The sequence below is a fragment of the Inquilinus limosus DSM 16000 genome, assembly GCF_000423185.1.
In the GTDB taxonomy this organism is placed as follows: domain Bacteria; phylum Pseudomonadota; class Alphaproteobacteria; order DSM-16000; family Inquilinaceae; genus Inquilinus; species Inquilinus limosus.
In genome coordinates, this window is sequence record NZ_AUHM01000002.1 from 19,175 (window position 1) to 31,966 (window position 12,792).

A 12,792-nucleotide genomic window follows, 5' to 3' on the forward strand; every position below is an offset into this window, starting at 1 on the left:
GATCGAGGCAGGTCCCGTCAGTGGACGCCGCTCAACTGCCGCAGGCTCTGCCGCGCCCGGCCGAGACGGGAGCGGATGGTGCCGACCGGAACGCCGAGGGCGTCGGCCGCCTCGTCATAGGAGGCGCCGCCCACCGCGACCATCTCGAGCACCTCGCGGTGGTCGTGGCTGAGCCGTGGCCACGAATCCCGGATCCGGGCGATATCCACCCTCTGCTCCTGGTTGACCGGAACGGCGATGTCGCAATCCTCGATCTGGAACTGGACCGCGGCACGATGGGACGGGCCGACGAATTTCGACAGGAAGATCCGGCGCATCATCACCACCAGCCAGGCCATCAGGTTGGTGCCGGGCTGCCAGAGGTGGAACTTGCAATAGGCGCGCATCAGCGTCTCCTGCACCAGATCCTCCGCGTCCACCGGATCACGGGTCAGCGATGCCGCATACCGCCGGAGATCCGGCAGTTTCGGCGACACGAGGGAAGTGAAGCTGGCGGACTGATCTCCCTTGATTCTCGTCGTCATCCTTCACCCTTTCCTGCCCTTCAGCCGTCGCCGGCGCAGGCAAAGCTCTTCTGTCTCCGGAACGAAGCCTGCGGCCTCATCTCCCGGACGCTTCGCAATGATCGGACGATCGATTGCCGGTGCGGCGTGAACTGGCGATAGAACGCCCAACTACTTCCGATGTTCCGCCCAACTTCCGCCGAAAACTCATCATATCCGCCTTGTCGGCCCCAGGCGTTGGCGCCAGATTCACTGCATATCGCCGTTTCGCTTCGCCCAGCCTAACATTTGATAAAGAGAAAAATATTTGACCCGATCTGGCGATTACATCATTTGTTATACAATATAGTTCGCCGCCGAGCCGAGACAGGCCGCCCGCAAGCCACGCCCGCCACCGCATATGCGTCTGCTGTTCCGAAATCGGCCTTCGGCCGATTGAGCTTCGGCCTCCCGACATTCATCAAACAAAAGAATTCCGGCTTCCGCAGCCCTGGCCGCCTGGCCTATGGAGACATTGCGCCGCCGGACCGCCTGGTCCGGCTGGAACGTCGAGGTTCGGGCCCGGCCCCATCGAGATCCGCCGCGTTCGACGGCGGAGAATGCCTCGCGTCCTTGCGTGGACGTCGAACAGGAGAAGGCACAGGGAATGCTCAAGACCTATCTGACGGCGACGGCGGCGAGCCTTCCGACTCCGACCGTTTCGGCCTATGCCCCTCCGCGGCCGCGCAGGCCGAGGAGGAGGTCGAGGTGACGCACTGGTGGACCTCCGGCGGCGAGGCGGCTGCCCTCGACGCCCTGAAGGAGCAGTTGCAGAAGGAAGGCGTGTCCTGGAAGGACGCGCCGCTGCTGCCCCGGTTGCGCCCCGGCGCCGAGGCGCGCATCGCATGACGCCCGTTCGTATCGGACTGATCGGTTACGGGCCGGCTGCGCGGGTGTTCCACGCCCCCCTGATCGCCGCCTGCCCCGCCGCCGCGCTGGCCGCGGCGGCGGTACGCAACCCGGAGAGCGTGACCGATGCGCCGCCCGGCCTGCCGATCGTCACCGTCGACGCCCTGCTGGCCGACCCGTCGGTCGAGGCGGTGGTGGTGGCGACGCCGAGCGGCAGTCACCACGCCGTGGCGCGCCGGGCCCTGGAGGCCGGCAAGCATGTCGTGGTCGACAAGCCGGTCACGGTCACGGCCGCCGAAGCCGACGATCTGATCGCGCTGGCGGCGGAGCGGCGGCGGGTGCTGACCGTGTTCCACAACCGGCGCTGGGACGGCGACTTCCTGGCGCTCCGGGGCCTGATCGCGGAGGGCCGGCTGGGCCGGGTGCTGTCCTTCGAATCCAACTACGACCGCTTCCGGCCGACGGTGCGGGCGCGCTGGCGCGAGCAGGCGGTGCCCGGATCGGGGCTGCATTACGACCTCGGCTCGCATCTGATCGACCAGGCGCTGGTGCTGTTCGGCCGGCCGGAGGTCGTGCGGGCGGAGCTGCGCGCCATCCGCCCCGGCGCCGAGGCGGTGGACGACGCGGTCTTCACCCTCGGCTTCGGCCCGGTGCGGGCGCTGCTGCGCTGCCGAATCCTGGCGGCGGAGCCCGGGGCACGGCTGGTGGTGCAGGGCGACCGCGCCACCTTCCGCAAGATGGAGATCGACCCGCAGGAGGACCATCTGCGCGCCGGCACGGTCCAGACCGAGCCGGAGACCGGCTGGCTGACCATCGGGCAGGAGACGGGCCGGCCGGAGCCCGAGCGGCTGGCGATCGCGCCCGGCCGCTACGGCACCTTCTATGACGGCTTCGTCGCCGCGGTGCGCGACGGCGCCCCGCCGCCGGTCGACCCGCGCGACGGCCGCGACGTGATCCGGGTGATCGAGGCCGCGACCGAGAGCTCCGCCACCGGGCGGAACGTCCGGCTGGAGTGGTAGGCGCACCGGCGGCCCACGCCTACCTTCGTCATGGCGAGCTCCGAAGGGGCGTGGCCATCCAGAAATCGAGCCGCTGGATCGCCACGTCGCTTCGCTCCTCGCGATGACGATGAATTCCTGGACTCGCTGACGGCTCAGCTCGACTGGCGCCGGACCAGGGAGAAGCCGAGGTCGATGATCCGGCTCTCCTCCGCCGAGCCTTTCCCAAGCCGGGCCAGGATCAGGTCGCCGGCGCGACGGCCCATCTCGTAGGCGGGGATCCGGATCGTGGTCAGGGCCGGCTGCAGCTGTCGGCCGATCTCGAGATCGCCCAGGCCGACGATGGCGATCTGCCCCGGGACCGCGATGCCGCGCTTTTGGCATTCCAGCAGACCGCCGACCGCCATCACGTCGGTGGCGAAGAAGACGCCGTCGAGATCCGGGGCGCGGGCCAGCAGACGGTCGAGCGAAACCCGGCCGGCCTCGATCGACAGGTCGGCCGGGGTCTCGGTCTCGGGCGCGGCGGCACCGGCGCCGACGAGGGCCTCGGTGAAGCCCGCCAGCCGCGCCGCGGCCCGGCTTTCGGCCGAGCCGACGAAGGCGCAGCGCCGCCGGCCACGTTCGACGAGATGCCGCGCCACCTCCGCGCCGGCCGCGAAATTGGAGAAGCCGACGGCCATGTCGATCGGGTCCTCCGACAGCTCCCAGGTCTCGACCACCGGGATGCCGTGCTGGCGCAGCAGGGCCCGCACCGCCTCGTCCGGCACGGCGCCGACCAGCACCAGGGCGTCCGGCCGGCGGCCGACCAGGGCGCGCACCAGCTGGCGACGCTTGTCCTCGGAATAGGCGTAGTCGCCGATCACCAGATGCAGCCCGGCCGCCTCCGCTGCGTCGGCGACGCCGCGCACGGTCTCGGAGAAGACCGAGTTGCCGATGGTCGGCACCAGCACCGCCAGGATGCCGCTGCGGCGCGAGGCCAGGCTGCTGGCCGACAGGTTGGGGACGTAGCCCAGCGATTCGACTGCGGCCTGGATCCGCGCCAGCGTCTCCGGCGTCACCTTCCCCTCGCCGCGCAGGGCGCGCGACACCGTCATCGGGGAGGTGCCCGCCAGCGCTGCCACATCCTCGATGCGCGGCTTTCGGCCCGGTTTCGCTGCTGTGTCGTCTCGCATGCCGCAGACCTTGAAGCGAAGCCGCAGCGATTTGCAAGCCGGCCGCGGGCGTTGACGGCCCTTCGCGGTAGCGCTACCGTTCTGCCACGGTAGCGCTACCAAACCCCCAAGGGAGAAACGCCATGATCAAAGACGAAGAGGTCGCTGCGTATCGAAGGGACGGGGTGGTGGTGGTCGAGGACGTGCTGGACGCGGCGCAGCTGGCCGAGGCCCGGCGGGTGGTGGCCGAGTTCATCGAAGGGGCGTGCGCGGTCACCGCGCACACCGATGTCTACGACCTCGAGCCCGGGCACACGCCCGAGGCGCCGCGGGTGCGCCGGATCAAGACGCCGCACAAGCACCACCCGCTGTTCTGGGACATCGCCCGGTCGCCCCGGCTGGTGGCGATCCTGCAGCGCCTGCTGGGGCCGGGCGTCCGGCTGCACGGCTCGAAGATCAACCTGAAGTCGCCGCAGTTCGGGTCGCCGGTCGAATGGCACCAGGACTGGGCCTTCTACCCGCACACCAATGACGACATCCTGGCCGTCGGCGTGATGCTGGACGACTGCACGGTCGAGAACGGGGCGATGCTGGTGCTGCCCGGAACCCATCAGGGCCCGGTCTACGACCATCATTCCGACGGCTATTTCTGCGGGGCGATGGATCCGGAGACCTGCGGCCTGGACTTCAGCCGCGCGGTGCCGGCGGTCGGCCGTGCCGGGTCGATGAGCTTCCACCATGTCCGCGCCGTGCACGGCTCGGCCCAGAACACCTCAGACAAGCCGCGCGCGCTGCTGCTGTACGAGTTCGCCGCGGCCGACGCCTGGCCGCTGATGGGCGTGCCGGACTTGGCGGCCTTCGACAGCCGCATCGTGGCCGGCGAGCCCACCATCACCCCGCGGCTGGCCGATGTGCCGGTGCGCATGCCGCTGCCGCCGGCGCCGCGCCAGGGCTCGATCTACGAGAACCAGAGCACGGCCAAGTCGCGCTATTTCGCGGACCGCAAGACCGCTGCTTGAGCAGAGCCCGGTCCCGCACGGGACCGGGCGGCTCAAACCATCAATAACCGGCCCGAGCCGGACCAAGGGAGAGGACGCCACATGGGAAATGCACCCCCGCAGGGGGCGGGCGCGCCGAAGCGCCCGCTGACCCGGGTCATGTTCGCCGCGGCCGTGGGCTCGGCGCTGGAATGGTACGATTTCTTCATCTACGGCACCGCCGCCGCCCTGGTGTTCGGCGAGCTGTTCTTCCCGAAATTCGACCCCAATGTCGGCATGCTGGTGTCGCTGGCGACCTTCGGCGTGGGCTTCCTGGCCCGGCCCTTCGGCGGCCTCTTGTTCGGCCATCTCGGCGACCGCTGGGGGCGCAAGCCGGTGCTGGTCATCACCATCCTGATGGTGGGCGGCAGCACCTTCCTGATCGGCCTTCTGCCGACCTATGACCAGATCGGCCTGTGGGCGCCGCTGCTGCTGGTGCTGATGCGTCTGCTGCAGGGGCTGGGGGCCGGCGCCGAATATGGCGGCGCGGTGCTGCTGGCGGTGGAATACGCGCCGGACGGGCGGCGCGGCTTCTTCGGCAGCTTCGCGCCGATGGGCGTGACCATCGGCAACCTGCTGGCCGCCGGCGTGTTCGGGCTGGTCACCCTGCTGCCGCATGAGGAGCTGCTGGCCTGGGGCTGGCGCATCCCGTTCCTGATCAGCCTGCTGCTGCTGGGCTTCGGCGTGTTCATCCGGATGCGGATCGACGAGACGCCGGTCTTCGCCGAGACGCAGGAGCGGCAGCCGCCGATCCGGGCGCCGGCCCTGGCCGCGCTGCGCCGCCACCCGCGCAACTTCGCCGTCGTGGTCGGGGCGCGGATGGCCGAGAACGGCCTGGGTTACCTGTTCCCGGTCTTCGGCCTCAGCTACATCATCAACACCCTGCACCTGCCGCGCGACGTGGCGCTGCTGGGCGTGTTCGGCGGCAACTTCGCCGAGATCTTCGGCATCCTGTTCTTCGGCTGGCTGTCGGACAAGGTCGGGCGGCGGCCGGTCTATATGGGCGGGGCGCTGTTCTCCGCCGTCTTCGCCGTGCCCTTCTTCATGATGCTGAACACCGGCGACACCACCGCCATCCTGCTGGCCTTCGTGCTGATCATGGGCATTGGCGGCGGGGCGATGTTCGGGCCGCAGGCGGCCTATTTCGCCGAGCTGTTCGGGCCGCGGCTGCGCTTCAGCGGCTTCGCCTTCGCGCGGGAGCTGGGATCGATCCTGGCCGGCGGCCCCGCCCCGGCCCTGTCGGCGATGCTGGTGATCTGGTTCGACGGGGCGCCCTGGGGCGTCGCGCTCTACGTCATCCTGCTGTCGCTGATCACCGTCGCCGCCGTGTGGTGGGGGCCGGAGACCAGCGAGAGCGACCTCAGGGTCGACTATTCGACGGCGGAGGAGCGGCGGCCGGAGCGGGCGCAGGCGGTCCCGGTCCGGACTTAGGCTCAGGCGGCGGCGATCACCTCGATCTCGACCAGCCAGTCCGGCGACAGCGTTTGCGCCACCAGGGCCGTGGTCGGCACGACATGGCCCTGGAGCGCCTCGACGCGGGCGGCCTGGTTGGCCTCGGCGTAGGCCGGGTCGCGCAGATAGCTGGTGATCCGCACGATGTTGCGCACCGTCATGTCGGCGCTGGCCAGGATGGTGCGGATGTTCGACCAGATCAGCTCCAGTTGCTGCTCCAGCGTCGTGCCGGGGACGCCCTGGGCGTCGAGACCCATGGTGCCGGCGATGTAGAGGATCCGGTTCGGCTGCCGCACCTCCAGCGCATGGATGTAGTCGGGCGTCGCCGGATAGATGCCGCTGGTCGGGTTGTGCGGAACGGTCTGCATGACTCCCCCTTTTGCTTGCATGCCTTGCATCGCATCGATCGGGGTCGCCCGGCAATCGGCCGCGCTTGACAGCAGGGGAGCCGGCTTCCGACACTCCGCCCCGTTCAAGAGCAAGAACGTGGCGGAGGCTGGAACATGAGTGAGGCGCAGGAGAGCCGGCTGACCGGCGGGCCGGACTACCGGCCGCTGGACGAGGCCTCGATCCGCCCCTATCTCGCCGGCCTGCCCGCGATCCGCGACGCGCTGGGCGGCGACCCGGCCGGCTGGCACGTCACCGAGGTCGGCGACGGCAACCTGAACCTGGTGTTCATCGTCCGGGGATCGGCCGGCGGTCTCGTGGTCAAGCAGGCCCTGCCTTATGTCCGGCTGGTCGGCGACAGCTGGCCGCTGCCGCTGGACCGCGCCTGGTTCGAATGGCACGCGCTGTCCGAGCAGGCGCGGCACGTGCCGCGCCTGGTGCCGAAGCTGCACCATTTCGATGCGACCATGGCGCTGATCGTGATGGAGTGGCTGACGCCGCACATCATCCTGCGCAAGGGGCTGATCGCCGGCACGCGTTATCCGCATCTCGCCGGGCATATGGCGGAGTTCCTGGCCCAGACGCTGTTCAAGACCTCGGACCTGCACGCCCCGGCCGCCGAGAAGAAGGCCAAGATGGCGCCGTTCTGCGCCAACACGGCGCTGTGCAGGATCACCGAGGACCTGGTCTTCACCGATCCCTACCGGATCGCCGAGCTGAACCGCTGGACCTCGCCGCAACTGGACGGCATCGCCGCCGAGTTCCGCGCCGATGCCGCCGCCAAGGTGGCGGTGCAGGAGCTGAAATGGGCCTTCCTGACCCGGGCCGAGGCGCTGGTGCATGGCGACCTGCACACCGGGTCGATCATGGTGACGGAGACCGACAGCCGCGCCATCGACCCGGAATTCGCCTTCTACGGCCCGATGGGCTTCGATGTCGGCGCCCTGCTGGCCAATTTCTTCCTGGCCTATTTCGCCCAGGAAGGCCATGCGACGACGGCGGACGACCGTGACGCCTACCGCAGCTGGCTCTTGGTCCAGGCCGAGGCGATCTGGACCGGCTTCGAGAAGAGATTCCTGGAGCTGTGGCGGGCCGAGAACACGGGCGACGCATTCAGCCGCGACCTGTTCGCCGACGGCGACGGCGCCCTGGCGCTGGACGCCCATCGCAAGGCCACCATGGCCCGGCTGTTCCGCGACACGGTCGGCTTCGCCGGCGCCAAGATGGTCCGGCGCATCCTGGGGCTGGCCCATGTCGCCGACCTCGAGACCATCGCCGACCCGGACCTGCGCGCCGCCTGCGAGACCAAGGCGTTGCGCCTGGCCCGCGCCTTCCTGGTCGAGCGCGACCGCTTCACCGGCCCGGCCGATCTGCGCCACGCGGCCGAGACCGTCTTCCGCGAGGGTTGAGCCATGAAGATCGACGGATGCTCCTATCGCACCATCTGGCCGGCCGAGGATGGCTGGCGGGTGGTGATCATCGACCAGACCAAGCTGCCGCACGGCTTCGAGACGGTGGTGCTGGAGACCGAGGACCAGGCGGCCCACGCCATCCGCAGCATGCAGGTGCGCGGGGCGCCGCTGATCGGCGCCACCGGCGCCTACGGCCTGGCGCTGGCGCTGCGCGCCGACCCGTCCGACGCCGCCCTGGCCGGGGCCTATGACCGCCTCCTGGCCACCCGCCCGACCGCGGTCAACCTGCGCTGGGCGCTGGACGATTTGCGCAGCCGGGTGGCGCCGCTGAAGCCGGCGGAGCGCGCTGCGGCCGCCTATCGCCGCGCCGCCGAGATCTGCGACGACGACGTTGCCACCTGCCGCGCCATCGGCGAGCACGGCCTGGCCGTGTTCCGCGAGATCTGGGAGAGGAAGGGCCGGCCGGACCGCCTGAACGTGCTGACCCATTGCAACGCCGGCTGGCTGGCCACGGTCGACTGGGGCACCGCCCTGGCGCCGATCTACCTGGCCCATGACAACGGCGTGCCGGTGCATGTCTGGGTCGACGAGACCCGGCCGCGCAACCAGGGCGCCAGCATCACCGCCTTCGAGCTGGGCCGCCACGGCGTGCCGCACACCGTGATCGCCGACAATGTCGGCGGCCATCTGATGCAGCACGGCATGGTCGACCTGTGCATCGTCGGCACCGACCGCACCACCGCGACCGGCGACGTCTGCAACAAGATCGGCACCTATCTGAAGGCGCTGGCGGCGCATGACAACGGCGTGCCGTTCTATGTCGCCCTGCCGTACACCACGATCGACTGGACCCTGACCGACGGCATCCGCCAGATCGAGATCGAGCAGCGCGACGCGCGCGAGCTGAGCCACATCACCGGCCGCACCGCGGACGGGCGGATCGAGACGGTCGACATCCTGCCGGAGGGCAGCCCCGCCGCGAACTGGGCCTTCGACGTCACCCCGGCGCGCTACGTCACCGGGCTGATCACCGAACGCGGCGTCTGCCCGGCCAGCCGCGAAGGTCTGGCCGCCCTGTATCCCGACCGGGCGGCGTAAAGGTCCCACAGCCGTCGGGTCGCTGTCCGGGCGGGCCTTCGCCCGGGCGACCCGTGCCCGATCACGCCCGCCGTCACGGCAGGCCGACCTGTGCCAAAGGCGAGGTTCGCTCGTCCTTTGATGTGCCGGACCACCGGTCGGCACAATGGCGGAGGCCGTCGGGGATCCGCGATCCTTCCCGCTTCCGGGCGCCGGCCGTGCGCCCGGAAGCGGGAGGTGAGCCATGATGATCGTCATCGGCGAGACCAGCCTTGTCACGGCGGTGGCGGAGGCCGGCGCCTGGCACCGCGCAGCCCGTTCCGGCCGGCCTCTTGACCTCTCCAAAATGTATACGGTACGGTATCGTACCTATGTGATGCAGCGTGGGCCGCGGACAGGAGACGGGAGCTGCCGATGAAGCGCATTGCCAAGCGTGTGGCCTCCGGGACCGCTCTTCTCTCCCTCGTCGTCGTGGGCGGCACTTGGGGGTGGGCCTGGTGGGACGAAGGCCGATCCAGGGAGTGGACCGACAACGCCTATGTCCGCGCCGACATCACGGCAATCGGCCCCAAAGTGTCCGGCTACGTGGCCGAGGTGCTGGTCGACGACAACCAGATGGTCGAGGCCGGGGCCGTGCTGCTGCGGATCGCGGACGAGGATCATCGGGCCCAGCGGGACCGCGCCGCGGCCGCCGTCGCCCAGGCCGAAGCCGCCGCCGAGAATCTGGACCGCCGGAAAGACCTGCAGCTGGCGAAGATCCGTGAGGCGGAGGCGGCGATCGATGTCGGCCGGGCCGATATGGAGCTGTCGCGCCGGGAGCTGGCACGGGCGACCCGCCTGGTGGGCCAGGGCTGGACGCCGCAGCGCAACCACGACACCGCCACCGCCGATGCCGAACGCGCCCGCGCCGCGCTGGCGCAGGCGGAGGCCGCCGCGGCAGCCGCGCGCGAGCAGCTGGCGGTGCTCGGCTCCGAGGCCCGGCAGATCGCCGCCCGGCTGGCGGAGGCGCGCGCCAATCTGCAGCTGGCCGAGATCGCGCTGTCGGACACGGTGATCCGCGCGCCCGTCGCCGGCGTCGTCGGGAACCGCCGCGTCCATCCGGGCGAGTATGTGCGGCCCGGCGCCGCCCTGCTCTCCGTGGTGCCGGTCGACGCCGTCTGGGTGGTGGCCAACTTCAAGGAGACCCAGGTCGCCCGCATGGCGGTGGGCCAGCCGGCGGAGATCCGCGTCGACGGCTATTCGGATGCGGTCATCACGGGGCGGGTGGACAGCCTGGCGCCGGCGAGCGGCGCCGCCTTCAGCCTGCTGCCGCCCGACAACGCCACCGGCAACTTCGTCAAGATCGTCCAGCGCGTGCCGGTCAAGATCACGCTCCCCGCCGGCCACGGCCTGCTCGGCCGGCTCGTGCCCGGCCTGTCGGTCGACGTCGCCGTCGAGGTGGGCTCCGGCCCGGGCACGGCGGCGGCTTCCGAGAGCGGACCCGTCCGGACCGGAGCCGCGATCTTCCGGACGGCGGACGAAGCGTCGTGACCGCGGCGGCCGATCCCGCCCTGTGGCCGGCCGGACCCGCAGCACTGCCGGCGTCGCGGCCATGGCTGCTTCTCGGCGTCCTGACCGTCGCGGCCGCGATGGATGCGGTGAACAGCACCGTCCTGGTGGTCACCCGCGGCCATGTCATGGGCGGCTTCCACGCCACCCAGGACGAGGTCGCCTGGGTCAACATCGCCTATCTGGTCGCCAAGCTGACCGCCTTTCCGCTGGCGGCGTGGCTGACATCACGCCTGGCGCCGCGCCGGCTGCTGGCGGGCGCGATCCTGATGCTGCTCGCCGGCGCCCTCGGGGCCGCCGCGGCCGGCGGCCTCGGCGTCCTGGTGGCGTGGCGGATCGCGCAGGGCGTCGCCGGCGCCGTCCTGCTCGTCACCGGCCAGGCGCTGCTGTTCCGGGTCTTCCCCCGGTCCCGCCAGGGGCTGGTCCAGGCCGTCTTCGCCTTCGCCACGACCGCGGCGCCCACAACCCTGTCCCCGGCCCTGCAGGGCTGGACCGTCGACACGCTCTCCTGGTCCTGGATGTTCCTGGCCAATGTGCCGCTCGGCCTGGCCGGCCTGACGGCCGTGCTGCTCGCCCCTGACCGCCGCGACCGGCCGGAGGCGACTGGCCGGCTGGACTGGCCAGGTCTCGTGCTGCTGGGCACGGCGATGACCGCCTTCGTCTACGTCACGCAGGAGGGCAGCCGCTACAACTGGTTCGACGAACCCGAGATCGTGCATGTCAGCCTCGCCGGGCTCGCCGCCGCCGCCGCATTCCTGGCCTGGCAGGCCCTGGCGCGGAAGCGCGGGGCGCTGATCGACGCCGCCGTCTTCCGCGACGAGCATTTCAGCTTCGGCTTCATCGTCAGCTTCGTCGCCGGCGGCGCGCTGTTCGGCAGCGCCTTCGTCATCCCGGCCTTCGCGACCGGCGTTCTCGGCCTGTCGCCGACCTATGCCGGGCTGCTGCTCCTGCCGAGCGGCGCGCTGGTCTGCTTCGGTCTCCTCGCCGCGGGCGCGCTGATCCAGTTCAAGGGGCTCGATCCGATCAAGCCGGTTCCCTTCGGCATCATCTGCTTCATGACCTCGATGTGGATGCTGTCGGGCTCCACCTCCGAGAGCGGCCTGCCCGACATGGTGCCGGCCCTGGTGCTGCGCGGCCTCGGCCTGGGCCTGCTTTTCGTCTCGCTGACCGTGGGCACGCTGCGCGACCTGCGCCCGGAGGTGCTGGCTCAGGGCGTGGCGCTGTTCAACATCGGCCGCCAGATGGGCGGCCAGATCGGCGTCGCCGGCCTCGCCACCTATCTCGATCACCAGAACGCACTGAACCGCACGGTGCTGGCCGAGCAGCTCGCGCCGGGCAACCCGGCGCTCGCCGAACGGCAGGAGACGCTTTCGGCCTTGCTGACCGCGCGGGGCTATCCCGCCGAGGAAGCCGGCGCCGCGGCGACCGCCGTCATCCAGAAGGCTTTCGTGCAGCAGGTGGCGACGCTGTCGTTCAACGAATGCTTCCTGGCGATCGCGCTGCTGTTCCTGGTCGCGGCGCCGGTTCTGGTCGCGACCAAGCTCACCCTCGCCCGCCTCATAGAGCACTCTCCGCACTAGCTCCGCGAGCGCCATTCACGAACATCCGGACCGCGGACTCGACGGCCGCCCGGGCTTCGGCGGGCGTCGGGGCTGGCCGCAGCCCGAGCACGACCTGGAGATGAAGGTCGTCGCGGATCATTCCCAGGAAATGCTCGGCCAGCCGCTTCGGGTCGCCGGCATGAATCCCCCAATCCCTTCCCTTCTCCTCCAGCACGCGCGCGAGATTCGCGCTCGTCCGGCCAGGCCCGGCCTCGAAGAACACCTTGGCGAGGTCGGGAAAGCGGCTGCCTTCGCCCACGACCGTGCGATAGAGCTGCAGCGCCTCGGGCGACATGATGACGCCGAGATAGCGCAGCCCGGCTTCCCGCAGCGTGGCCTCGAGATCCGCCCGGGCGAAGTCGGCCTCGGCCAGGGCCCCCATGGCGTTGCGGACGATCTCCCGCACCACCGTCGCGAACAGTTGCTCCTTGTTGCCGAAATAGGCGTAGATGGTGCGCTTCGAACCGCCGACCTTCGCGATGATCTCGTCCACGCTCGCCCCGGCGAAGCCGGAGGTGAAGAAGACCTCGGTCGCCGCCCGCAGGAACTCCTCCTGGCGGGCCTCCTGCCGCGCGGCACGGGGGGCCGCCGCATCCTTCCCTTTCCCGATCGGCGGGCGAAATCCCGTCATGGCGATCATCCCTTTGCCCCGGAGCCGCGACGGCGAGGCTCGCGGGGGCGCGCAAAAGAGCAGAGCTTCCGCTCAGCTTAGACGGTACCGTACCGTTTGACGACCGG

General features: G+C 70.5%; 12 protein-coding genes. 8 read left to right on the forward strand and 4 right to left on the reverse strand.

Annotated elements, in window-relative coordinates; translation table 11 throughout:
• Positions 1 to 17 precede the first annotated feature (17 nt).
• Positions 18 to 524: a sigma-70 family RNA polymerase sigma factor gene (locus G537_RS36370; RefSeq protein ID WP_051247853.1), complete on the reverse strand. Its 507-nt coding sequence runs from the start codon at positions 522 to 524 to the stop codon at positions 18 to 20.
• A gap of 726 nt (positions 525 to 1,250) precedes the next feature.
• Between G537_RS36370 and G537_RS43480 the strand changes: the two genes are divergently transcribed.
• Both G537_RS43480 and G537_RS0104010 read left to right on the forward strand, forming a co-directional pair.
• Positions 1,251 to 1,391: a hypothetical protein gene (locus tag G537_RS43480; protein ID WP_211230288.1), complete on the forward strand. Its 141-nt coding sequence runs from the start codon at positions 1,251 to 1,253 to the stop codon at positions 1,389 to 1,391.
• Positions 1,388 to 2,410 (forward strand): Gfo/Idh/MocA family oxidoreductase, encoded by a 1,023-nt coding sequence (locus G537_RS0104010; protein WP_026868996.1) that lies wholly within the window; start codon positions 1,388 to 1,390, stop codon positions 2,408 to 2,410. Before G537_RS43480 ends, G537_RS0104010 begins: the two co-directional genes overlap by 4 nt.
• Positions 2,411 to 2,544: 134 nt before the next feature.
• On the opposite strand, the gene G537_RS0104015 is transcribed toward G537_RS0104010, so the two are convergent.
• Positions 2,545 to 3,561: a LacI family DNA-binding transcriptional regulator gene (locus G537_RS0104015; RefSeq protein WP_026868997.1), complete on the reverse strand. Its 1,017-nt coding sequence runs from the start codon at positions 3,559 to 3,561 to the stop codon at positions 2,545 to 2,547.
• Positions 3,562 to 3,683: 122 nt separating this feature from the next.
• Between G537_RS0104015 and G537_RS0104020 the strand changes: the two genes are divergently transcribed.
• Together G537_RS0104020 and G537_RS36380 are read left to right on the forward strand one after the other, a co-directional pair.
• Entirely contained in the window at positions 3,684 to 4,559 is an 876-nt protein-coding gene (locus G537_RS0104020; RefSeq protein WP_026868998.1) for a phytanoyl-CoA dioxygenase family protein, read from the forward strand.
• 81 nt (positions 4,560 to 4,640) lie between these two features.
• Positions 4,641 to 6,008: an MFS transporter gene (locus G537_RS36380; RefSeq protein WP_034850613.1), complete on the forward strand. Its 1,368-nt coding sequence runs from the start codon at positions 4,641 to 4,643 to the stop codon at positions 6,006 to 6,008.
• 2 nt (positions 6,009 to 6,010) lie between these two features.
• Here G537_RS36380 and G537_RS0104030 read toward each other — a convergent pair whose 3' ends face one another.
• Positions 6,011 to 6,397, reverse strand: coding sequence for a RidA family protein (locus tag G537_RS0104030; protein ID WP_026868999.1), 387 nt, complete (start codon positions 6,395 to 6,397; stop codon positions 6,011 to 6,013).
• Positions 6,398 to 6,532: 135 nt separating this feature from the next.
• On the opposite strand from G537_RS0104030, the gene mtnK reads away from it, so the two are divergent.
• From mtnK to G537_RS0104050, 4 genes are all read left to right on the forward strand, one after another.
• Complete coding sequence (gene mtnK, locus G537_RS0104035) at positions 6,533 to 7,825, forward strand: S-methyl-5-thioribose kinase (RefSeq protein ID WP_034850615.1); 1,293 nt, start codon at positions 6,533 to 6,535, stop codon at positions 7,823 to 7,825.
• 3 nt (positions 7,826 to 7,828) lie between these two features.
• Positions 7,829 to 8,926, forward strand: a complete 1,098-nt coding sequence (gene mtnA, locus G537_RS0104040) for an S-methyl-5-thioribose-1-phosphate isomerase (RefSeq protein WP_026869001.1) — start codon at positions 7,829 to 7,831, stop codon at positions 8,924 to 8,926.
• A 393-nt stretch (positions 8,927 to 9,319) separates the two neighbouring features.
• Complete coding sequence (locus G537_RS36385) at positions 9,320 to 10,435, forward strand: HlyD family secretion protein (RefSeq protein ID WP_081688584.1); 1,116 nt, start codon at positions 9,320 to 9,322, stop codon at positions 10,433 to 10,435.
• On the forward strand, positions 10,432 to 12,033 hold the full coding sequence (locus G537_RS0104050) for a DHA2 family efflux MFS transporter permease subunit (protein WP_211230289.1): 1,602 nt from the start codon (positions 10,432 to 10,434) through the stop codon (positions 12,031 to 12,033). The genes G537_RS36385 and G537_RS0104050 overlap by 4 nt, the downstream gene beginning before the upstream one ends.
• Here the strand turns inward: G537_RS0104050 and G537_RS0104055 are convergent.
• Positions 12,011 to 12,685 carry a TetR/AcrR family transcriptional regulator gene (locus G537_RS0104055; protein ID WP_034850617.1) on the reverse strand — a complete coding sequence of 225 codons (675 nt, stop codon included), beginning with the start codon at positions 12,683 to 12,685 and terminating at the stop codon, positions 12,011 to 12,013. The two genes, G537_RS0104050 and G537_RS0104055, sit on opposite strands and share 23 nt — an antisense overlap.
• Between the last annotated feature and the right edge of the window lie 107 nt (positions 12,686 to 12,792).